Here is a 19,795-nt window from a genome sequence, read left to right on the forward strand (position 1 = left end):
AGGTGCACCAACATGATGAAGGGCCAGGATCTTCAGTACGTGCTGGATTGGATTGCCGTCCAGGAGCTGGTGGCGGAGTACGGGCAGGCCATCGACTTCGGCAAGGACACCGGGGACTGGAGCCGCTGGGTGAATGTCTTCACGCCCCAGGTGACGGCGGACTACACCCGGCTCTTCGGCGGTGAGCCCGTCACCATGGCGCGCGAGGAGATGGGCAAGCTGGGCAGTGACGCCCTGTCGCCCTACAGCCGCGTCCAGCACGCCACCGCCAACACGGTGCGGACCCACTTCAAGAGCGGCACGGAGGCCCAGGTGATGGCCTACGCGGACGTCGCCCACTTCTTCTCGCTGAACGGCGTGCCCCAGGAGTGGACGCTCGTCATCCGCTACACGCACGACGTGGAGAAGACCTCCGAGGGCTGGCGGATTCGCAAGGTGATGCTGGACCCCATCCACCATCGCGGCAATCTGCTCGGCGCGGAGTTCGTCAAGGGGAAGCGGCTCGTCTGACCTCCTCGGACGCGGCGTCGCGCGCGGCCAGACTCCTGCGCAGGGCGCCCGGCAGCGTGAGCGCCACCAGGACGGTGGCCAGCGTGCCTCCGGCCCCGGCGACCAGTAGCGTCACCGGGGCGGAGGTTGCATCCAGCAGCAGGCCGCCGCCCAGATAGGACACCGCGGCGGCCACGCCAATCGCGCCGTAGAGATTGCCGAAGACCCGCCCGAGCATTCCCGGCGGCACCACCCGCTGGAGCAGCGTGTTGGTGGCCACGTCCATCGCCGCGATGCCCAGCCCCCGCACCGTCTGCATCGCGATGGCCGCGGAAACGGCCCAGGCCAGGCCGGTGAGCAGGTTGCCCACGCTGCTCACCGCGAACCCGAGCACGAGCAGCAGCGGCATCGACACGCGCGGGCCATACCGCGCCAGCAGCCCGTAGCCACACACCAGCCCGACACCCACCGCGCCCAGCAGCAGCCCCACCGCCGAGTCCCCCGCCAGGAAGGTCTCCTTCGCCAGCAACACCAGCGCCACGTCGTCCACGCCGTTGAACGCGACGACGGCGCAGAAGCCCAGCGCGATGACGCGCACGGCGGGAGTGGACCAGAGGTAGCCCAGCCCCAGCCGCGCCTGCCGGAGGAGTGACGGCGGAGGGCCATGCGCCTCGCTCGGTGCCGGCGGCAGGGACGGCACGGAGGCCAGCAGCAGCGCGGAGAAGAAGAAGGACGCCGCGTCGATGAGGAGCACGCCGCGCACGCCCACGAAGGGCAGCAGCGCCGCTGCCACCAGCGGGCCCAGGGCCTCCGCCGCGTTGGTGCCGAAGCCGAGGGTGGAGTTCGCCACCTCCAGCTCCCGCTCCTTCACCAGCGCCGGCAGCGCGGCCCGGGAGGCGGGCTGGAAGACCTGTCCGGCGACCGCGCGCAGCCCCACCAGGACCAGCAGCACCGGCAGCGGCGGCAGGACGAGCGCGAGCGTCAGGAGGAGCACGCCCTGGAGGAGCTCACAGACCCGCATCACTCGCTTGAGGTCGAACCGGTCGCTGATGGCCCCGGTGAGGGGGCTCAGCAACGCGGGCGCGAAGTCCCCCACCAGCAGCAGCAGGGACACCGCGAGCGCCTGTCCGGTGGCCCCGGCGACATGGAGCATCAGCGCCACGAGGCTGAGCGAGTCTCCCGTGAAGGAGATGACTCGCGCGGTCCACAATGAGCGGAAGGCCTTGTTGCGCAGCAGGAGCCCCGATGCGCGCGTCTCGGCTCCATCCTCCCCGGCCGATGCCGGCATGCGCGTCTCCTCGGTGGAAAGACGCGCACCGTAGACGAGCGAATGGGCCCGCTCCAGCCCATGCTGTCACGACGCGGCGGTCTCACCGAGGGGGCCCGCCCCCAGGCTCCGCTCCTCGTCCGCCCAGTGGGGCCGTCCCCGACGCAGCCGCAGCGTAAGCCCGATGGCGAGCGCCACGGTGAGGAACCTCGCGACGTTGGCCTGGACGCCGCCCAGCGCGGTGGCATCCACCCCGAACAGGTCCCACCACAGGTTCATCAGCGCATGCATCCCGATGGGCACCCACAGGTCGCCCCAGCGCTCCAGCAGCCACGTGAAGAAGAGATGTCCCGCTCCGGTGATGGCGAGCACACCCACGAGGCCCCAGACGCCATGGCCCGTCTGGTAGCCCTGATAGAAGTGCCCGAACGCGAAGGGCACCATGCCCACCAGCGCCGCGCCCCAGAACGACCAGCCCGCCCGCCGCCGCAGCTGGCCGAAGAGGAAGCCCCGGAAGAGCACCTCCTCGGCGAGGGCCGCCATCACCACCGACGTCAGGACGTAGCCCGCCGTGAGCCGCTGCGGCACGAAGCCCGCGGCGTATCCATAGGTGACGAACATGGGCAGGGTGGCCACCAGTGAGAAGACAGCGGCCCGCAGCGGCGAGCGTCCGAAGCCGACCTCGCGGAAGGCGGCGCCGGGACGCAGGCGGTGCACGAGCGCGACCGCGACGAGACAGAGGACCCCCTCCAGGGCCTGCCGCGTCACGTTGCGCGTCGTGAGCTGCATCGGGGCCAGGAGCAGCAACCGCCGGACGTACTCGTTGACGAGGAAGAACGCGCCGATGGTGAAGAGCGTCACGCCCCAGCGGGATGTCAGCCGGCTTCGATTCACGACCACAGCTCCTTGGCACCGCCGCAAGGCGTGCCGTCGTCAGCCCTGCACGGTCCCCAGGGCTCCGAGGTCCGAGCCGTTGCGCCACGGGGACGACGCGGTGGGTGGAGAAATCATCGCACAGGCCCTACCCCTCCGTTGCACTCGGGAACGATTGCCTCCAACGTCCCAAGGCGGGGCCTGCAACCCGTGTTTCAATCGGCAGTCCTTCGCCGCGATGACGCGCCTCACCGAGAAGCCGGGATGTCCGAGCCGATGACCGCCATGAAGACCACAGCACGGCAGCGCTTCACGGCGGCGACCCGACTGGAGCGCCACCGGCATGTGACGGGGTACACCGCCGTCGTCGTGGCCGGTGGCTATGTCGAGGCAGGGGACTCCGGTCGCTTCAGGCTGGCGGCGGGCTCCGTGGTCTTCCACCGCGCCTACGAGGCGCATGCGAACCACTTCGGCACCACCGGAGCCGTCGTCCTCAACCTGCCGCTTCCCGCCTCCGCGCCGATGGTGCCCGTGGGGCTGCTGCGCGACGTGGACGCCGTGGTACGGCTGGCCGAGCGGGACTCCCTCTCGTCGGCGGACCTCGTCGTCTCGTCGCTGATGGCTCCCCTCGCCGGTCCGAAGGACTGGCCCGACCTGCTCGCCGCGGCACTGCGCGACAATCCAACCCTGAGTCTGACGGACTGGGCAGAGCGCATGGGCCTCGCGCCGGAGACGGCGGCCCGTGGCTTCAAGCGGGCCTACGGCGTCTCGCCCAAGCGCTACCGCGCCGACGTGCGGGCGCTCCAGGCCTGGCGACGGATTCCCCGCTCCACGCTGCCGCTCGCGCAGCTGGCCCTCGCGCTGGGCTTCACCGACCAGGCGCACATGACTCGCGACGTGGTCGCCCTGACGGGACGCACGCCCGGGGCCCTGAGGCGCGGGCCACCGCCTCCCGAAGGTCAACTGGATTCAAGAACGGCCCGGCGCTAGCGACTACATCCGCGGGGCATGAACCGACGCGATTGTCTCTCCGCCCTGCTCACCCTGCCCCTCGCCGCCACGCTGGGCTGCGCTTCCCGAGGCCCGAGCGCCCCGGTGGCCTCCGCCACACCCCGCACCCGCTGGAAGGTCGCCGGCTCCGAGGGCATGGACGCGCTGTGCTTCCTCAATCCCCTGTCCGGTGATTCCTTCTACACGCGCTACTACACCGAGGAACTCGCCCGGTTCACACCCGGCTTCTCCGCGGATGCCGTCACCACGCTCCAGCAGCTCAAGGACTCCTCGAAGGCGCAGAACCGGATGATGGGTCCGTTCCTCTGCCTGGTGTTCTCCGCGGGCCCCACGGAGACGCTCGCGGACCTGCGCGGCGCGCTCGCGAGCGCCGAGGCACGGCTGCTTCCCGGCTTCCGCGCCAGCCCCTACTGGAAGCCCGAGGACTGGGACTGGTTCATCACGGCCCGTCCCTCACTGGCACGCGTGCTCGAAGCGCTGGACGCCTCCGGATTCTCCTCGTTCCGTCGGGACGTGCTCGGGGACCGCGTGGAGCAGCGCGCGGCGGCGCTGCGGCAGCGGCTGGCCAGCGTCGACGTCATCGCCGAGCAGGAGCGGCTCCTGGGCCACCCGCTCCAGGAGGGCATCGCCATCGACCTGCTGCACTTCTCCAAGCCCCACGGCATCAAGGTCATCGGCCAGCGCTTCCTCACGCACCTCACGTACTCGGACGAGCTGGTCATCCGGAACGCGGCCCACGAAATCCTGCACCCGCCCTTCGACGCGAAGCACCCCGACATTCTCGCGGCGATGGAGGTGCTGCAGCGAGACCCGCTGCTCATCCGCATCGTCGCGGACCATGACCCGAGCTTCGGCTACACCACACTCGAAGGACTCTTCGACGAGGACACCGCCGAGGCGCTGGAGCAGCTCATCAACGAGCGGCTCGGCGTCGCCGTCCCGGCACGCGAGCGCTGGCGCCGCGCCGATGACGGCATGCACGTGCTCGCCGCCGGGCTGTATGGACTCCTCAAGGCCGACGGCTTCGAGCGCACCGGAGGAGCCATCCAGGAGTGGCTGGGCAAGGCCACGCGCGAGGGACGGCTCGAGCCCGCGTCGCTGCATGCGTCCGCGGCCGCCGTGCTGGAGCTGCCGCCCGACCGGCTCTGGGCACCTCCCGCGAAGCCGTGAGCCCCCGCTGGGGGTGTGCTTCCCCACCCGCAGCCGTGGCGTGATGGACCTCCTCATCCATGTGCGCTGGCGCCCCACGCAGTCTCCCGTCCACTGGCCGAGACTTCGCACGTGTGATTGCGTTCTTCGGGCATGACCCTGCTCAACCCTGAGACAGCAAGGGGCGCGCCGCGCATGGGGTGGCTGCTCGTCGCGGCCTGCCTCCTGTCGGCCTGTACGGATGACGAGAAGCCCGCTGCTCCCACGCCGGAGCCGGGGACTCCCCCGGTGGCCGTCGACTGGTGCCCCCTCGTGGCGCCGGGCCCCACAGGTTCCGGGAGCCCTGCCCTGGCGATGTCCTCGGCCCACGCGCTGGTGCGCTTCTTCAGCCCGGGCAGTCACGCCTTCGAGCTGGATGCCGCGCTCGCCAGTGCGCTGGACGGCCCCACCGTCGACTGGGATTTCGCGGCCCGCACCTACGCCGACGCGCTCGAGGACGTGTGCGCGAGGGAGGCCACCGCCGCGGAGCCCCTGCCCGCCGCGAGCGTGGAGGACCTGGGCGACCTCGCGGTCATCCACCCGGGCGAGGTGAGGCTTCCGCCGGGAGCCCGGGCCGTGGCCATCGACCTCCGGGGGCTAACCGAGGCTCCGGGACTGGAAGAGGCCCTCGCCCGCGCCATCGGCGTCGCCAGCACCCGGCCCGTCGCGCGGATGGGCCACCGCGTCCGCCTCCACCAGGGGCTGACGGACGAGTTCAACGCCCTGAACATCTATTCGAACACCACGACCCTGCTGAGCTCTCCGCCGTACGCTCCCTCGGGGCAGGTGGAGCTGCCCGTGGCGCTGCTCACGAGCGCCGCCCTGCCTCCCACGGCGGCGCGCTTCGCGGTGGACCTGCGCGCGGCGGGACGCGCCTGGCTCTACGGCGAGCCCGTGGCCACCGCCGCGGCGGAGTCCCGCTGGGCGCCCATCGGTGCGCAGGGGCTCGCCATCCGCGTCCTCCAGCTCGGAGACACCGAGGGCCCGCTGCCGGACCTGCTGCCCGCGGACCGGCCACTGCAAGAGGCCCTGGCGGACAGCCTGCGCGAGCTTCCCACGCAGGGCGCGCCGGGCGCACTGGACCGGAGCGTGCCACGCGCCCGGGCGCGCATGGTGCCACGCAACCCGCAGCTCCATTCCGCTCCCGCGCCGGGGCAGTCCGCCGGCATCGCCCGCGCGGACCTGCTCATCGTCCACGGGGCCATGCGGCGCTTCTTCCCCTACTTCGCCATCGTCGGGGACGGCATCGACGCGCGGCTGGAGGAGACGCTCGCCGCCGTGGACGCGGCGCCCGTGAGCCGCGAGCGCATCCGCCAGCTGCTGCGCCGGTTCGCCGCCGTCCTCCAGGATGGACATGGCTTCGTCACCGACCCGAGCCTTCCCACCCCCAGGATACTGCCCGCGTTGGTGGAGGAGGTCGCTGGAGCGCCGGTGGTGCGCCGCTCGCTGGTGCCGGAGCTGCGGCCGGGAGACACGCTGGTGCACATCGGCTCCCGGGCTGCGGCCGACTGGTACGCCGAGGAGCTGGCTCGCACCTCCGCCGCCACGCCGGGCTACCGGTTCGACGTCGCCACGCGCAGGCTGGGCGAGCAGGGTGAGCCGCTCACGCTCGGACTGCGGGCCCTGGATGGCAGCGAGCGCACGGAGACGGTGCGGCCCCTGGCCACCACCGATGCGGCCGCGAGGCTGGGCCCCTGGGGCTCGCAGCGGCCGGCGGGGTTCCTCGGGGACCTGGGCGCGCCGTCCGTCTACTACATCAACCTGGCGGGAGAGGTGCTCACCGCCACCATGGACTTCCGCCCCCTCCTGAAGGAGGCCTCGGGTGCACGCGGCCTGGTGCTGGACATGCGGGACTATCCCAGCGTCGACCACTACGCCTTCGCCCAGCACCTCCTCCAGGACACCGTCTTCTCCGCCATCTTCCGCACACGGCGCTGGACGGGCCCGGACCAGCTCGACCTGGACAGGCTCCAGTACGCCCTCCCGCCCCTGCTGGAGCCGTCCTTCACGGGCCCCATCGTCCTGCTGGTGGGCCCGCACACGGTGTCCGCGGCGGAGAACTTCTCCATCCTGCTCGTCGCGCAGAAGCGCGTGCGGGTGGTGGGCCAGCGCAGCGCGGGCACCAACGGCAACATCACCATGCTCCAGCTGCCGGGCGCCTTCCGCTTCCTCTCCACCGGCGCGGAGGTCCTCTTCCCGGACGGCTCCCCCTTCCACGGCGTGGGAATCATCCCGGACGTCGAGGTGGCACCCACGGCGGAGGACCTCGCCACCGGCAGGGACGTGGAGCTGCTCAAGGCCATTGAATTGCTGCTGCAATAGGATGGGCTGACGGAAACACGCAGGCATGCGGGCCCCAGTCAGGTCCGCCCTCGACTCTCCAGGAGGAGCGGGCAGGATGCGTGGGCGGTCCGCTTCCCCCGAGGCGGGCCGCTTCACCTCACACAAGGAACCGACATGGCCTCCCGCTCCCTTCCGCTGTTCCTCCTGGGTGTCGCCGTCCTCGGCGGCTGCGGTGCTCCCGAGTCTCCCGTCACCGAGACGGGCGAGGGCGCGCTCGTCCCCGCCCAGGAGACGTCCGAGCCGTCCAACACCGTCTCCGCCTTCGCGTACTGCGACGACGTGACGACGTGGGATGCGAACTGGGCCAGCCTGGAGTCCCAGGTGCTCACCCTGGTGAATCAGCGCCGGGCCGCGGGCGCCACCTGTGGCGGCGTGGCGAAGCCGCCCGCGCCCGCGCTCACGCTCGACACGCGGCTGCGCTGCGCGGCGCGCAAGCACTCCAAGGACATGGGGACGAACAACTTCATGAGCCACACCGGCTCGAACGGCTCCACGCCGTGGCAGCGCATCAACCTGGCCGGCTACACGTACCGGAGCGCCGCGGAGAACGTCGCCGCCGGCTACGCCACCGCGAGCGCCGTGGTGACCGGGTGGATGAACAGCGCCGGCCACTGCAACAACATCATGAACGCCGGCCTGCGCCACATCGGCATCGGCTACTTCTACGCGCCGACGAGCACCTACAAGCACTACTGGACGCAGGACTTCGGCACGCCCTGAGCGGTAGAGTCCGCGGCGCGGCGCCCCACTTCAGGGCGCCGCGCCTTCCATGGATCTCGTCCTCCTGCTCGTCGGACTCGTCAAGGTGGTGTTCGGCGGCCTCGTCGCCGCGCTCGGAATCTGGCTGGGGCTGCGCGGCCTGAGCCGCATCCTCGGCACCAACCCCGTGGAGGAGCTGCGCCAGGGGAACGCCGCCGCCGGCACCGTGCACGCCGCCAGCCTCCTGTCGCTGGGCCTGCTGGTGCAGCACGCGGTGCAGGCCACGTCGGACGCGGTGGACCTCACCGTGCGCACCCCGCCCTTCCAGCCGCTGATGGTGGGCAAGCTCCTCGCCGTCGCGGTGCTGCACGTGGGGCTGTCGCTGGGCGTGGGCGTGGCGGTGCTGGCGATGGGCATCCTGCTGTTCGACCGGATGACGCCCGGCATCGACGAGCTGGCGGAGGTGCGCAAGGGCAACGTCGCCGCGGCGCTCATCCTCTCCGCCATCCTGGTGGTGCTCGCGCTGCTGACGGCGCCGGGGCTCCAGGCGGCGCTCAACGGCCTCATCCCCTTCCCGCAGCTGCCCGAGGGGACGCTGCGCGCACCCGCGTGAGGTAGGGGCGCGCCCATGGCCTCCAGCTCCGGTTCCTGGAAGACGCTGTTCAAGCTGCTGCTCGTGGGCATCGCCCTGGCCAGCTGCTTCTGCTGCTGCGGGCTGGGCATGCTGGGGCGGCTGGCCGACATGGACGTGCGCGCGCCCCTGCCGGGCTTTCCGAGCAGCGTGCGCGTGGTGGACCTGGGCGCGGTGCTGCTCCCGTCCGACACGCCGCCGCAGCGCGCGAAGAACTACGAGTGGAAGGCGGAGAGCATCAGCCCTCCGCTGCACTACGTCTCCTACGGGCTGGGCACGGAGCTGGACCTGGAGCTGGAGGAGGCGCACGCGGCCCTGGGCCGGCGGCTGCGCTACCGCCCCACGGGCCCCGAGCGCTTCACCTACAACGCCCCGGCCGGGTGCACCGCGGACATGCGCTGCATCTACGAGGAGCTGATGCGCACCAACGCGGAGCCGGTGCACGCGCTGGGGGAGCGCTTCGTCACCTCCATCCGCGAGCGCGGGCTGGACGCCTCGCAGGCCGCGCAGCTCATCCTCGGCTTCGTGCAGCGCATCCGCTACGAGCTGCCGCACGACGTGCCCTTCGGCATCCTTCCCCCGGCGCTGGTGCCCGCGCAGGACCGCGGGGACTGCGACTCCAAGGCGGTGCTGGCGGTGATGCTGCTGCGGCAGGCGGGCATCGACGCGGTGCTGCTCTACTCGGACCCGCTGGCGCACGCGGCGGTGGGCGTGGGGCTGCCCGGCAACGGCACCCGCCTGCGGCTGGGCGGGCGCAGCTACCAGTACGCGGAAGTCACCGCCGAGGGCTGGCCGCTGGGGATGATTCCTCCCCAGTACGACAAGCCCCGGCTGTGGAAGGTGCTGGCGCTGGGCGCGCCTACGTCGGGCTGACGGCAAGGACGCCGCGCAGGTAGTCCTCGTAGGCCTCCTTCATCGGAAGCTCCGAGTCCACCTTCAGCCGCCGCCGCGACGTCTGCGTGCGCTGGCCGTTGCGCGGGTCCACGCCCTCCTTCACGTACTGCTCCCAGAAGATGGCGGAGCCCCGGCGCTGCCAGAGCGGCACCTCGTTGAAGTTGATGCCGCGCTGGAAGAGCAGCTCGTTCTTGTAGCCCACGTTGCGGCCGTCCAGCTCGCGCGTGGCCTGGGTCGCCGTGCGGCCCTCCTTGCGCAGCGTCCAGTAGCACCAGCCATGCAGCGCGCACCTGCTGCCGTCCGACTGCCTCCACTGGAAGTAGTCCAGCACCGCGCGCTCGTTGGTGCCCAGCCACGCGCGGCCGTCGAACACGGCCGGCACGCCCGCCGCGAGCGTGAAGGTGGCGCTGGCGAGGCCCGCCGACAGCGAGACGAGCTTCTCCATGGAGCGGTCGAACAGCGACCACTCCGGCCGGAAGAGGACGGAGATTTCGTCGCTCTGCGTGTACGCGTACACGCCCTGGAGGTCCTCCAGGAGCGCGCTGGCGGTGCGCACCATCAGCTGGTGGAAGGCCGGGTCGAAGGGCTTCTCGAAGCGCTCCTCCGTGAAGCGCGAGAAGCCCCGGCCATCCACGCGCAGCACCGTCCACGCCCCCGGCAGCAGGCGCAGGCCGTGGAACACCTCACCCTGTCGCATGCGGGTCGCCAGCTCATCCGGTTCCATCGGTCTCCTCCTTCCAGTCCTCGACGCGGAAGTCGCCCTCCGCGGTCAACGTCACGTGGTACAGCGCATCGAAGCCCTCCGCACGGCCCGGCCGCTGGAGCTGCTTCACGGTGGCGAACAGCGCCACCTCCGGCACCCTCGCCCGTCCCTGCCGCTGGGCGTTGCGCTCCAGGCACAGCTTCAGGTCCGACGCGAAGTAGTAGCCGACGACGCGCGCGCCGTGCGCCCGGCCCAGGGCGATGAGGGGCGCGCGCACCTCGGGCGACGGGTTGGTGTTGTCCACCACCACCGAGCGTCCCGCCGCGAGCGCCTCGGAGATGTACCGCTGCTGCCTCGCCTCCTTCCGGCGCGCGTGGGGCCACAGGTCCTTGCTCACCAGCACGTGCGTTTCCGCAAAGCGCTGGCGCTGGAAGCTGCTCTTCCCGGAGCCCTGCAGGCCGATGAACAGGACCAGTTCCATGGCGGAGCCTCATTCGACGCGACGCCGCTCCGACGCCTGACGCCCTCCCCCTTGAGTGTCACCGCCAACAGTGGATGTCACCTACCGGCCGGGTGAATTGACTCTCCGTGTTTGTCTGAATTATCTACTTCATCTGCTTTTCCTGGTTTCCCTGAGCTGTCGCAACCCGCCCGCTGCAAAGGAGACACCGAGATGAAGCTTCCCCTCTCGTCGTATGTGGACTGCTGGCGTCCCCTCTCCGTCCTGGCCCTGGGCTGGGGCCTGGTCGTCCCACTGCCGGTGCTCGCGGCGCAGGGGCCGGACGCAAGGCCGGGTGTGACGCGGGCCTCGGAGGCCGTGGGGCCGGCGCGGCTCGTCGAGGCTGACGCGGCGGCGAAGGCCCGCCTCATTCCCGGCTTCGAGGGAGGGACGGACGGCCGCTTCGCGCTCGTCACCGGGACGGGGCACGTCTTCCACCGCACGGACGCGGCCGTCCGCTCGCTGCGGACGCTCGATGTGCCGGCCACGGCGGTGCAGCTGCACACGTGGGAGGAGGAAGGCGCGGACGGCGTGCGCCAGGACTTCTTCGCCTACAGCCGGGGCGGCGCGGAGCTGCTGGGCCGCGTGCAGGCCACCAGCTACCTCATCCGCCTGGAGCACACGCAGTTCGACCCGGTCCGCGGCGCCCTGCCGCTGACGACGGGGCTGCTCTCCGCGGACCCGGACAACACGCTGCGGCTGGTGCAGTTCCAGGGCACGCCGCTGCCGGAGTTCCGCGCGGCGATTGAGGCCTCCGGAGGCAAGGTGCTGCGCTTCCTGTCGGACCACACCTTCCTCGTCGAGCTGGACGCGAGCGCGCACAAGCGCGTCGCCGAGCTGCCCTACGTGCGCTGGGTGGGCCCGTACCATCCGGAGTACCGCGTGGAGGCGCCGCTGCGCGAGGCGCTGCTGGGCCGCGCGGCGCGCCTGGAGTCGCAGCGCTACTCCATCATGGTGGGCGAGCACGGGGCGGCGCGGCAGGGAGAAGTGGCGGACCTGGTGCGCAAGCTGGGCGGCACGGTGGACCTGGTGGAGCCGGGCGGCTGGCGCGTGGAGGCCACGCTCACGCAGCCGCAGCTGGAGCGGCTGGTGCGCTCCAACGCGGTGCAGTTCATCGACCGCTGGGGTGGCCCCGGCGAGGTGGACATGAACAACGTGCGCGCGGTGGGCGGCGCCGCCGCGCTGGAGACGCTGCGCGGCTGGACGGGCCAGGGCGTGCGCGGCGAAATCTTCGACACGGAGCTGCGCACCACGCACCAGGAGTGGGCCAACCCGCCCCTCGTCCACAGCACCTCCACCACGGGCAGCGCGCACGGCACCTCGTGCTACAGCATCAACTTCGCCCGGGGCGTGGACGCCAGCGCGCGGGGCCTGCTGCCGTCGGGACAGGGCATCTTCTTCCTCTACAGCCAGTCAACGCAGTTCGGCGGCACCAAGTCCCGCTACGACATCAACAAGGAGCTCATCGACCCGGCCGGCCCCTACCGCGCCGTGTTCCAGACGTCGAGCGTGGGCAGCACGCTGGGCACCACGTACACCACCATCTCCGCCGAGGTGGACGACTACCTGCTGAAGCACCCCATCCTCAGCACGCAGTCGCAGAGCAACTCCGGCACGCGCAACTCGCGGCCGCAGGCGTGGGCGAAGAACATCGTCTCCGTGGGCGGCATGTACCACTACGACAACACCAGCCGCACGGATGACCGCTGGAACAGCGGCGCCAGCATCGGCCCGGCGGCGGACGGCCGCATCAAGCCGGACCTCGCGTACTTCTATGACGCGGTCCGCTCGGCGAACAACTCGAGCAACACGTCGTACTACAACTTCAGCGGCACCAGCGCGGCCACGCCGCAGACGGCGGGCCACTTCGGGCTCTTGTTCCAGATGTGGCACAACGGCGTGTGGGCCGGCTTCGGCGGCGGCGCGGACGTGTTCGCCAGCCGCCCGCAGATGGCCACCGCGAAGGCGCTGATGATCAACATGGCCTACCGCTACAACTGGCCGGCGGGCGGCGCCAACGGCGACCTGGACCGCAACAAGCAGGGCTGGGGCACCGCGGACGTGAAGCGCCTGTATGACCGCGCGGCGGTGACGAGCATCGTCAACGAGACGGACGTCCTCGCCCCGCTGGGCAGGAGGACCTACAACGTCAGCGTGGCCACCGGGCAGACGGAGCTGAACGTCACCATGGTCTACAACGACCCCGCGGGCACGGTGGGCGCCGCCCGGGCTCGCATCAACGACCTGTCCCTGCGCGTGACGTCTCCCTCCGGTGTCGTCTACTGGGGCAACAACGGCCTGACGGCGGGCAACGTGTCCACGGCGGGCGGCGTCTCCAACAAGCTGGACACGGTGGAGAACGTCTTCCTGCAGAACCCCGCGGCCGGCACGTGGAAGGTGGAGGTGCTGGCGGACGAGCTCGTCCAGGACGCGCGGCTGGAGACCACCGCCATCGACGCCGACTACGGCCTCGTGGTGAGCGGCGGGAAGTTCATCTAGCCGCCGGATGACTCACCGGGCCGGTGCTTCCGTCACGGAGCACCGGCCCTCCTTCCGTACTCCGCCGCACGCCCGGCGACAGGGCGCGCGCGGAGACGCTGGCCGTCCCCGCGCCCGGGTGGCATGACGTGCCCATGGCTCGTGATGTCTCCTTCTTCGACCACCTCGGCTCGCTCCTCGCCCGGGAACGCGAGGCCGAGAAAGCCCGCCTGGCCTCCCTCGCCGAGAGCCTCTCCCTCTCCGAGCGCGAGGAGCACGGCCTGTCCGTGCTGGACCTGGAGTCCATCGAAGAGGAGGTGGGCCTGGGTGGCCGCTACCTGCTCACCCTCGCCCGCGCCGACCGGCGGCCCCTGCCCACGCGCCTGCACAACGGCGACCTCGTGGCCGTCCTCCCCCGCCGCGCCGAGGTGAAGGAGCCCGCCCGCGCCCTCATCTCCCGCGCCACCGCCACGCGCATCCAGCTCGCCTTCGACCGCGCCCCGCCGCCCTATGTCCACGAGGGGCTGCTGCGCCTGGACATCGTCCCCAACGACGTCACCTACGACAGGCTCCGCGCCGGCCTGCAGCGCATCAAGGCCATGGACAAGGGCGCCGAGCGCCGCAAGCGCGAGGTGGTGCTGGGCAACGAGCCCCCGCGCTTCGACAAGCCCCGCGAGCTCGAGCCCACCCGGCCCCTCAACCCCGAGCAGCTCGACGCGGCCTCCCGCGCGCTCGCCGCCGAGGACTTCTTCCTCGTCCACGGCCCGCCGGGCACCGGCAAGTCCACCGTGCTCGCCGAAATCGCCGCCCAGGCCGTCGCGGACGGCAAGCGCCTCTTGTGCACCGCCGCCAGCAACGCCGCCGTGGACCACCTGCTGGAGCTCTGCCTGGACAAGGGCCTGCGCGCCATCCGCGTGGGCCACCCCGCCCGCGTCGCCGCGCGCCTCCAGGAGCACACGCTGGACATCGTCGTGGAGGACCACCCGGACCGCACCGTCTCGCGCGAGCTCTTCGAGGAGGCCTACGACCTGCTCGGCTACGCGCGCCGCCAGCGCACCCAGGGGCGCAGCCGCGAGCGCTTCTCCAACGCCCGGGCCTCCTCCACCGAGGCCAAGGGCATGCTGGACGAGGCCCGCGCGCTGGAGAAGAAGGCCGTGCGCGCCGTGCTCGCCCGCGCCGACGTCATCTGCGTCACCCTGGCCAGCCTGGGCTCGGGAGTGCTCGCCAGCGAGGAGTTCGACCTGGCCCTGCTGGACGAGGCCACCCAGGCCACCGAGCCCCTCGCGCTGCTGGGCTTCCTGCGCGCGCCCAGGGTCATCCTCGCCGGAGACCCGCAGCAGTTGCCGCCCACCGTCCTCTCGCAGGAGGCCGCGAAGGCCGGCCTCGGGGTGAGCCTCTTCGAGCGCCTCCTCAAGGACCACGGCGAGGGCGTCAAGCGCATGCTGCGCGAGCAGTACCGGATGAACGCGGCCATCATGGACTTCCCCTCGCGCGAGATGTACGGCGGCGAGCTGCGCGCCCACCCGTCCGTGGCGGACCGCACGCTCGCGGACGTCCTCACGCCGGGCGCCGAGGTGGATGCCCCGCCCGTCATCTACCTGGACACCGCCGGCAAGGGCTTCGACGAGGAGGTGGAGCCCACCACGCGCAGCCTCTTCAATGACGGCGAGGCCGGCCTCATCGAAGCGCGCGTGAAGGCCCTGCTCGCCCTGGGCCTGTCACCGCGCGAGCTGGCGGTGATTACGCCCTACAGCGCCCAGGCCCACCGCCTGCGCGAGCGCGTGGAGGCACTGCACCCGGACGTGGAGGTGGACACCGTGGACGCCTTCCAGGGCCGCGAGAAGGACGCCATCCTCGTCTCCCTCACCCGCTCCAACGGCGAGGGCCAGCTCGGCTTCCTCACCGACTTGCGCCGCATGAATGTCGCCCTCACCCGCGCGCGCCGGCACCTCTTCGTGGTGGGCGACTCCGCGACGCTCAGCGGCCACCCCTTCTACGCGCGCTTCATCGAGGGCACCCAGGCCACCGGCGCCTACCGCTCCGCCTGGGAGTGGCCGGACGCCATGGAATGACAATGCGTCCCCGGTGCGGGTCCAGCACGACCCGACCCCGCGGTACTACGCAAGGAGTGCGAGTCATGCGCGCCCGTTTTGTCGCAGGGCTGCACAATTTTTGTCACCCAGCCCCTCTGGAGTTGGGGTGTTGTCCTGGAATTCCGAGCGCTTGGGCGGAGACTTCTGTCCGGCACGGAACATGCTTCTCCCCACGGTGGGGAGGAACCGCCAACATGTCTCAACGGCCCACGGTGACGCAGGAGAACGACGTCTGGGTTCTCCGTATCGAGAAGGACAACGGGAAGATGCAGGAGTACCGCTGTGCGACGGAGAACCAGGCGCGGCAGCTCGCGATGGTGCTCTCGAAGCCAGACACGGGTGGCCCGCCGCGTGCGCCAGCCGAGTCCCGGTAGAGGACTCCGCCTTCCACCCGCCGGCCACACCGCAGGCGGCGATTCTCACGCGGGCCGTTAACGGGTAAGGCACGGGGCAGGAGGCTCCCGTGCCCGCACCCTTCGAGTCCCTCACCCTTGATGCGCAGGGCCTGCCCCTGCACGTGCGCCAGCGCAATGCGTCGGGCACGCCGGCCGTCCTGTTCCTCCACGGCTGGCTGGACCACTCGCACAGCTTCGACGCGCTCACCGCGCACCTGCCCGACGCCTGGCGCCTGGTGCTGATGGACTTCCGCGGCATGGGCCACAGCGGGCACGTGGGCGGCGGAGGCACCTACCACTTCAGCGACTACGTGCTGGACGTGGAGTCGGTGCGCGCCGGGCTCGGCCTGGAAGCGGTGCACCTCGTCGGGCACTCGCTGGGCGGCATCGTCTCCATGGCCTACGCCGCCGCGCGGCCGGACGTGGTGAAGAGCGTCTTCCTCATCGAGAGCATCGGCCCCACCGCCGGCGCGTCCGCCCTGGCGCTGGAGCGGCTGCGCGGCTTCCTGGACGACTCGCGCCGGCCGCCCAACCGCAAGCGCTACCCCAGCGTGGAGGCCGCCGCCGCGCGTCTGCGGGACAACAATCCGTCCCTGCCCGAGCCCGCCGCGCTGCACCTGGCCCGCCACGGCACGGAGGCCTTCGAGGACGGCGTGGCCTTCACCTTTGATCCGCGCCACCGCCGCCGCTTCGGCATGGCCTACGACGAGGCGCAGTGGCTGGCCGTGCAGGCCGGAATCCGGTGCCCCGTACGGCTGCTCCGAGGCACCGAGGGTCTGGTGCCCGACGAAGCGCTGCTGCGCCGCCGGTTGGACGGACTGCCCACGCTCGCCGGGCCGACGCTCATGCTCCCCGGCGGCCACCACGTCCACATGGAGCAGCCGGAAGATGTGGCCCGCGCCGTCACCGACTTCGTCACCGGAGCCTGAGGGGAGCCTTCGCGGAGCCTGAAGGGAGGCTGAACTCCCTCCAAAAAGGTCGGGAAAAACCTTTCACCCTCCAGGGCAAGACTCTTCCTTCCTTCCCCCAAGCGGGGAACTCCTTTTCACAACCCCTTGATTTCACGAGCCCGTTTCGCGCGCGCCGGTTGGTACGCGAATTGATTAGGGAGGGCGCGGTGGATCACGCACCGGGCTGGGTTGGGGTTGGGAGAAGGGTGGGGAGCGGAAGATGAGGATGGGGCTGAGGGGGCGTTTTCTCGCGCTGGCGTTGCTCGCCACCACCGGGGTGGCCTGCCACGAGGGGGATGAGACCCGCGCGGTGCAGGCAACGGCGGTGCTGGACGTGGACGTGCTCGACTTCGGCGAGGTGCCGGTGGGCGAGTGGCGTGAGAAGGCAGTGCGCATCCGGAACGTCGGCTACGTGCCCTTCTTCGCGCTCGACGCGCTGGGGCTGGCCGGCAACCCTTCCTATGAGGTGGAGCTCGGGGAGGGCGGAGGAAGGGTGGAGCCGGGCGAGTCGCACCTGGTGCACGTGCGCTTCCACCCGCTCAAGGAGGGCAATACCGAAGAAACGGTGCACGTGACGACGGACGCCAACCAGGGCGCCCAGGCGCAGGTGCGCCTCATGGGCCTGGGGACGCCCACGCCCATCGGCGTGTACCCGCCCCTGCTGGACTACGAGACGCTGGAGGTGGAGAGCGACCGCACGCTGGACGTCACCGTCACCAACCCGGTGGACCTGCCGCTGACGCTGGTGGTGCAGGGTGACAATCCGGACCCGTTCACTCCGGACACCATCACCATTCCGCCCTTCGCCTCGCAGAAGGTCAGCACGAAGTACCTGCCCCGCGCGCTGGGCGCCATGGGCGCGCGCCTGGAGGTCCGCTCCTGCGAGGGCTGCACGCCCTCCGTGGTGGACCTGAAGGGCAACTCGGTGGCCAACGCCTTCGCGTTCGACCCGGCGCCGGTGCCGTTCGACCAGATTCCGGTGCACGAGCGCACCGAGTCCTATACCCGCGCGCGCAACATCACCTGGCGCCCGGTCACCATCTCCAAGCTCGCCACCAGCGACCGCGCCTTCCAGCCGCTCTCCAAGCCGGAAGGCAGCACGGTGCAGCCGGGCGAGACGGTGGAGGTGAAGATGGAGTTCGCCGCCCGCTTCTCCGGCCCCAACGTGGGCGACCTCACGGTGCACTACGCGTCCGACAAGGCGCGCCAGTCGCAGGTGATTCTGGACGCGCGCGGCGGCCGTCCCACGCTGGCGGTGACGCCGGTGGCGCTGGACTTCGGCGAGCTGCCGGTGGGCGGCAAGGTGGAGCGGGTCATCCGCATCACCAACGCGGGCAGCAACGGTGACCTGCGCTTCACCGGCGTGCGCGCGGACGGCGCCAGCACCCAGTTCGCCGTGGACGTGCCCACGCGCGGCACCCAGCGCTACGCGTGGACGGGCGGCGCCTGGCCCACGCTGGACTCGGACGCGCTGACGATTGCCCCCGGCAACGACGCGCTGGAGCTGAAGGTCTACTTCGAGCCCAAGGCGGAGGGCAGCTGGCAGGCCACGCTGTACGTGCGCTCGGACGACATGTTCAACCCGGAGCGCGCCATCGTCCTCACCGGCCGGGCTCGCGCGAGCGGCCCCTGCGTGTACGAGCTGCTGCCGCAGCCGGCGATGGACTTCGGCAACGTGGTGCCCGGCCGCGGCGCGGTGCTGGGCTTCTACTTCCGCAACCCGGGCCGCGCCGAGTGCGCGGTGAAGGACATCCACCTCTCCAACGACGCGGGCGGCGCCTTCTTCATGCCCGGCGGCCGGCTCACCGGCGGCGTGGTCGTCTACGACACGGCCTTCAGCGCCATGGTGGCCTTCCGGCCTCCGGCGGAGGGCAGCTACACGGGCGAGCTGAAGATGACGGTGAACAACCCGGCCTACCCCACGGTGACGCTGCCCCTGAAGGGCGTGTCGAAGGCGAGCTGCCTCGTGGCCACGCCGTCCTTCGTGGACTTCGGCCCCATCCGCTACGACTGCGCCGCGGCGCCGCGCAAGACGTACATCTCCAACCGCTGCAGCGAGCCGATTACGGTGTCCGACGCGCAGATTGGCAACGGCACCAGCAGCCAGTTCAACCTGCTGACGCCTGTCATCACGCCGCGCACGCTGGGGCCGGGCGAGGGCTTCGAGCTGGAGGTGGGCTACGCCCGCAACGTGCACGGGCAGCACTTCAGCCCGCTGTACCTGCGCGCCGACACGGAGGCGGACCCGTTCCTCGTCCCGCTGCTGGCGGAGACGAACCACGAGGGCATCCAGGTGGACCGCTACACGCAGGGCACCGACAGCCAGCTGGACGTGCTCTTCGTGGTGTCCAACACCACCACCATGTCGCCCTACCAGGACCGCCTGAAGGCGGCGATTCCGAGCTGGCTGCAGACGGCGAAGCAGGCGGGCGTGGACGTGCGCGTGGGCGTCACCAGCACGGGCCTCGTCGCCCGGGGCGCGCAGTGCGGCGGCGGGGCCAACGGCGGCGAGGCCGGTCGCCTCTTCCCGGTGGACGGCAGCAGCCCGCGCGTGGTGTCCGGCAACAACGCCAACGCGGCCACCATCATCCAGCGGAACCTGGACGTGGGCCTCTGCCACAACCTGGTGCAGGGCCTGGAGACGATGCGCGCGGCGCTGTCCGCGCCGCTGTCCGAGCAGATGGATGACCCACGCACCGCGCAGACGAACGACGGCAACGCGGGCTTCACCCGAGCGGCCGCCCGCATGGCGGTGGTGGTGCTGGCCGACGAGGACGACAACTCGGGCTTCAGCCCGGACAGCTACATCCAGTTCCTCCAGACGCTGAAGGGCACGGGCATGTCCCACCGCAGCCAGCTCTACGCGCTGGTGCCCACGGACAACAGCTGCTCCACCGCCGGCAACGAGGCGGACCGCTTCACCAGCGTGGCGCGCGGCACGGGCGGCCAGGTGGAGTCCATCTGCCGCTCCGACTACCGCCCGCTGCTCGACTCGGTCATCCAGCGCGCCGGCGCCCTGCAGGCGGACTTCCCGCTCACCGCGGCCCCCACGGGCACGGCGGAGATGACGGTGCGAGTCCAGGGGCAGGTGCTGCCGGGCAGCCGGTGGACCTATGACGCGGGGAGCAACTCCGTCGTCTTCAACTCGGACGCGGTGCCCACGCCCGGACAGGCCGTGGAGGTGCGCTACCGCAGCGTGTGCAAGGCCCCTCCGGCCACGCCGTGAGGTTTCACGGACTCGGGGGTTGACAGGGGAGTCCGGGCCTCGCGGGAAATGATGCG

General features: G+C 71.3%; 16 protein-coding genes. 12 read left to right on the forward strand and 4 right to left on the reverse strand.

The annotated features are described in order from the left end of the window. Window positions 1–12 precede the first annotated feature (12 nt). Window positions 13–510 (forward strand): nuclear transport factor 2 family protein, encoded by a 498-nt coding sequence (locus ACX9TP_RS38390; RefSeq protein WP_482975632.1) that lies wholly within the window; start codon window positions 13–15, stop codon window positions 508–510. Here the strand turns inward: ACX9TP_RS38390 and ACX9TP_RS38395 are convergent. Together ACX9TP_RS38395 and ACX9TP_RS38400 are read right to left on the reverse strand one after the other, a co-directional pair. Next, entirely contained in the window at window positions 488–1,777 is a 1,290-nt protein-coding gene (locus ACX9TP_RS38395; protein WP_482975633.1) for an MFS transporter, read from the reverse strand. The genes ACX9TP_RS38390 and ACX9TP_RS38395 overlap by 23 nt on opposite strands. Before the next feature lie 66 nt (window positions 1,778–1,843). Continuing rightward, entirely contained in the window at window positions 1,844–2,650 is an 807-nt protein-coding gene (locus tag ACX9TP_RS38400) for a CPBP family intramembrane glutamic endopeptidase (RefSeq protein WP_482975634.1), read from the reverse strand. Between the two features lie 264 nt (window positions 2,651–2,914). On the opposite strand from ACX9TP_RS38400, the gene ACX9TP_RS38405 reads away from it, so the two are divergent. From ACX9TP_RS38405 to ACX9TP_RS38430, 6 genes are all read left to right on the forward strand, one after another. Continuing rightward, window positions 2,915–3,619 carry a helix-turn-helix domain-containing protein gene (locus ACX9TP_RS38405; RefSeq protein ID WP_482975635.1) on the forward strand — a complete coding sequence of 235 codons (705 nt, stop codon included), beginning with the start codon at window positions 2,915–2,917 and terminating at the stop codon, window positions 3,617–3,619. Window positions 3,620–3,637: 18 nt separating this feature from the next. Continuing rightward, complete coding sequence (locus tag ACX9TP_RS38410) at window positions 3,638–4,810, forward strand: hypothetical protein (RefSeq protein WP_482975636.1); 1,173 nt, start codon at window positions 3,638–3,640, stop codon at window positions 4,808–4,810. A 174-nt stretch (window positions 4,811–4,984) separates the two neighbouring features. After that, window positions 4,985–7,150, forward strand: coding sequence for a S41 family peptidase (locus tag ACX9TP_RS38415; RefSeq protein ID WP_482975637.1), 2,166 nt, complete (start codon window positions 4,985–4,987; stop codon window positions 7,148–7,150). Between the two features lie 135 nt (window positions 7,151–7,285). Further along, window positions 7,286–7,891: a CAP domain-containing protein gene (locus tag ACX9TP_RS38420; protein WP_482975638.1), complete on the forward strand. Its 606-nt coding sequence runs from the start codon at window positions 7,286–7,288 to the stop codon at window positions 7,889–7,891. A 49-nt stretch (window positions 7,892–7,940) separates the two neighbouring features. Continuing rightward, window positions 7,941–8,483, forward strand: a complete 543-nt coding sequence (locus ACX9TP_RS38425; RefSeq protein WP_482975639.1) for a DUF350 domain-containing protein — start codon at window positions 7,941–7,943, stop codon at window positions 8,481–8,483. 15 nt (window positions 8,484–8,498) lie between these two features. Continuing rightward, a complete protein-coding gene (locus ACX9TP_RS38430; RefSeq protein WP_482975640.1) occupies window positions 8,499–9,374 on the forward strand; it encodes a transglutaminase-like domain-containing protein in 876 nt (291 codons plus the stop codon). On the opposite strand, the gene ACX9TP_RS38435 is transcribed toward ACX9TP_RS38430, so the two are convergent. Together ACX9TP_RS38435 and ACX9TP_RS38440 are read right to left on the reverse strand one after the other, a co-directional pair. Then, window positions 9,361–10,119, reverse strand: a complete 759-nt coding sequence (locus ACX9TP_RS38435) for a tRNA(His) guanylyltransferase Thg1 family protein (protein WP_482975641.1) — start codon at window positions 10,117–10,119, stop codon at window positions 9,361–9,363. The two genes, ACX9TP_RS38430 and ACX9TP_RS38435, sit on opposite strands and share 14 nt — an antisense overlap. Next, entirely contained in the window at window positions 10,106–10,579 is a 474-nt protein-coding gene (locus ACX9TP_RS38440; protein WP_482975642.1) for an AAA family ATPase, read from the reverse strand. The genes ACX9TP_RS38435 and ACX9TP_RS38440 overlap by 14 nt, the downstream gene beginning before the upstream one ends. Before the next feature lie 192 nt (window positions 10,580–10,771). Between ACX9TP_RS38440 and ACX9TP_RS38445 the strand changes: the two genes are divergently transcribed. The 5 genes from ACX9TP_RS38445 to ACX9TP_RS38465 all read left to right on the forward strand — a co-directional run bounded on the left by ACX9TP_RS38445 (window position 10,772) and on the right by ACX9TP_RS38465 (window position 19,739). After that, window positions 10,772–13,096, forward strand: a complete 2,325-nt coding sequence (locus ACX9TP_RS38445; RefSeq protein ID WP_482975643.1) for a S8 family serine peptidase — start codon at window positions 10,772–10,774, stop codon at window positions 13,094–13,096. A 134-nt stretch (window positions 13,097–13,230) separates the two neighbouring features. Next, window positions 13,231–15,147, forward strand: coding sequence for an AAA domain-containing protein (locus ACX9TP_RS38450; protein WP_482975644.1), 1,917 nt, complete (start codon window positions 13,231–13,233; stop codon window positions 15,145–15,147). Between the two features lie 215 nt (window positions 15,148–15,362). Further along, window positions 15,363–15,542 (forward strand): hypothetical protein, encoded by a 180-nt coding sequence (locus ACX9TP_RS38455; protein ID WP_482975645.1) that lies wholly within the window; start codon window positions 15,363–15,365, stop codon window positions 15,540–15,542. A gap of 89 nt (window positions 15,543–15,631) precedes the next feature. After that, window positions 15,632–16,492, forward strand: coding sequence for an alpha/beta fold hydrolase (locus ACX9TP_RS38460; protein WP_482975646.1), 861 nt, complete (start codon window positions 15,632–15,634; stop codon window positions 16,490–16,492). Window positions 16,493–16,733: 241 nt separating this feature from the next. Continuing rightward, complete coding sequence (locus ACX9TP_RS38465; protein ID WP_482975647.1) at window positions 16,734–19,739, forward strand: choice-of-anchor D domain-containing protein; 3,006 nt, start codon at window positions 16,734–16,736, stop codon at window positions 19,737–19,739. Window positions 19,740–19,795: the final 56 nt, after the last annotated feature.

The sequence above is a fragment of the Pyxidicoccus sp. M15 genome, from assembly GCF_056858435.1.

Bases quoted from the DNA above. Each gene is read 5' to 3' on its own strand.
- ACX9TP_RS38440 (WP_482975642.1), bottom strand. From the start codon at position 10,579: ATGGAACTGGTCCTGTTCATCGGCCTGCAGGGCTCCGGGAAGAGCAGC.
- ACX9TP_RS38415 (WP_482975637.1), top strand. From the start codon at position 4,985: ATGGGGTGGCTGCTCGTCGCGGCCTGCCTCCTGTCGGCCTGTACGGAT.
- ACX9TP_RS38455 (WP_482975645.1), top strand. From the start codon at position 15,363: ATGTCTCAACGGCCCACGGTGACGCAGGAGAACGACGTCTGGGTTCTC.
- ACX9TP_RS38445 (WP_482975643.1), top strand. From the start codon at position 10,772: ATGAAGCTTCCCCTCTCGTCGTATGTGGACTGCTGGCGTCCCCTCTCC.
- ACX9TP_RS38450 (WP_482975644.1), top strand. From the start codon at position 13,231: ATGGCTCGTGATGTCTCCTTCTTCGACCACCTCGGCTCGCTCCTCGCC.
- ACX9TP_RS38465 (WP_482975647.1), top strand. From the start codon at position 16,734: ATGAGGATGGGGCTGAGGGGGCGTTTTCTCGCGCTGGCGTTGCTCGCC.
- ACX9TP_RS38425 (WP_482975639.1), top strand. From the start codon at position 7,941: ATGGATCTCGTCCTCCTGCTCGTCGGACTCGTCAAGGTGGTGTTCGGC.
- ACX9TP_RS38395 (WP_482975633.1), bottom strand. From the start codon at position 1,777: ATGCCGGCATCGGCCGGGGAGGATGGAGCCGAGACGCGCGCATCGGGG.
- ACX9TP_RS38390 (WP_482975632.1), top strand. From the start codon at position 13: ATGATGAAGGGCCAGGATCTTCAGTACGTGCTGGATTGGATTGCCGTC.
- ACX9TP_RS38435 (WP_482975641.1), bottom strand. From the start codon at position 10,119: ATGGAACCGGATGAGCTGGCGACCCGCATGCGACAGGGTGAGGTGTTC.
- ACX9TP_RS38430 (WP_482975640.1), top strand. From the start codon at position 8,499: ATGGCCTCCAGCTCCGGTTCCTGGAAGACGCTGTTCAAGCTGCTGCTC.
- ACX9TP_RS38405 (WP_482975635.1), top strand. From the start codon at position 2,915: ATGAAGACCACAGCACGGCAGCGCTTCACGGCGGCGACCCGACTGGAG.
- ACX9TP_RS38420 (WP_482975638.1), top strand. From the start codon at position 7,286: ATGGCCTCCCGCTCCCTTCCGCTGTTCCTCCTGGGTGTCGCCGTCCTC.
- ACX9TP_RS38410 (WP_482975636.1), top strand. From the start codon at position 3,638: ATGAACCGACGCGATTGTCTCTCCGCCCTGCTCACCCTGCCCCTCGCC.